Source organism: Candidatus Obscuribacterales bacterium (assembly GCA_036703605.1).
Taxonomy (GTDB): Bacteria; Cyanobacteriota; Cyanobacteriia; order RECH01; family RECH01; genus RECH01.
Genome location: DATNRH010000030.1, coordinates 1 through 1,627, shown reverse-complemented (window position 1 = coordinate 1,627; position 1,627 = coordinate 1). Strand labels below are relative to the sequence as shown.

Below are 1,627 nucleotides of genomic sequence, written 5' to 3'. Positions count from 1 at the left end.
TTCTCCTCATTTAATAGATGTTACAGGAGCAGGCTACGACCCCACCATCGGCAGAGTGCAAATGCCTGCTGATTTTGCCGCCGCATGGAACGTTCGTCTGCTGTTAACTGGTGCGGCTCTTTGTTCTAACGCCCGACTCATTCATCCTTCGCCCAGCCGCTGGCAAGAAATTGGAGACCCAACAGAAGCAGCCTTATTAGTAGCAGCAGCTAAGGCAGGGTTAAACCTCCATGCCCTACAAGAACAGTTTCCTAGACTGCGAGAGGTACCCTTTGATTCCCGACGACGCATGATGACCGTGGTGCTAGACTGGCAATCCTCAGATCTTTGGACAGCATCAGAGCCCAATCTCGCGATCACCAAAGGTGCCCCCCTAGAAGTACTGCGTCATTGCCATTGGATGCTGCGGAACGGTAGCATTGAGGCGCTAGAGGAAGAGGACGTGATTGCTGCCAATGATGGGCTGGCACGGCAAGGATTTCGGGTATTGGGATTAGCAGCCCGGCGCGGCGATGCTTCATTGCTCACCCTGCGGGCCCAAGAGTTAGAACAGGATCTCATCTTTATCGGATTAATTGCCATGTTTGACCCACCCCGTCCTGAAGTGCAGGGCGCGATCGCCCAGTGCCATCAAGCTGGCATCAAGGTGACCATGGTGACGGGAGATTATGGGCTAACAGCAGAAGCGATCGCCCGCAAGATTGGGCTAGTTGGGAACGACGATCATCCCCATGATCGGGTACGAGTTGTCACCGGCGATGGCATGGGACACCTGTCTGATGCTCAGTTGCAGCAGATTTTAAAATACCGTTCTGCCCTGGTCTTTGCCCGCATGTCTCCCGAACATAAGCTGCGTTTAGTGCAGGCCTACAAAGATATGGGTGAAATTGTGGCCGTCACCGGGGATGGCGTCAACGATGCCCCTGCCCTAAGAGCAGCCCACATTGGCATTGCTATGGGCATGAATGGCACCGATGTGGCCCGAGAAGCGGCCGATATTGTGCTGACCGATGACAACTTTGCCACAATTGTCAGTGCTGTGGAGCAGGGACGCGCCATTTATCAGAACATTCGCAAATTTATGACCTATATCCTGGCCTCTAATGTGCCAGAAATTACGCCGTTCTTAGCGATGGTGGCGCTGAAGATTCCACCGGCTATGACCATTTTACAGATTTTGGCCGTGGATTTAGGAACTGACATGGTGCCGGCCCTGGCCCTCGGGGCAGAAGCTCCTGAAACAGGCATCATGTCGCGTCCTCCTCGTAAAAAACAGGAGTTTCTGCTCAATCGTTCTCTCTTACTCAGGGCCTATGGCTTTTTGGGTATTATTGAAGCGAGTTTATCCATGCTAGGGTTCTTTATGGTTTGGTGGAGCTATGGCTATTCTCTAGCCGATCTGCAAACTGTCACCCCGATGATTTTGAACCACACGGCTGATCCAGCGATCGAGGCTATCTATCGTCAAGCTACAACTGTCACATTAGCCGTCATTGTCGCCTGCCAAGTTGGCAACTTGTTTGCCTGTCGATCCGAATGGGTCTCAGTCTTGCGCCTCAACTGGACAGCAAACCGACTGATATGGGTTGGCATTGGGGTAGAGTGTGCTGCCCTACTCTCGTTTATC

Annotated in this window: 1 protein-coding gene; it reads left to right on the top strand. The window is 52.7% G+C overall.

Features of this window, described 5'->3' with window-relative positions; genetic code table 11:
* On the top strand, positions 1-1,627 hold a 1,627-nt coding region (locus V6D20_00745), incomplete at both ends, for a cation-transporting P-type ATPase (GenBank protein ID HEY9814325.1).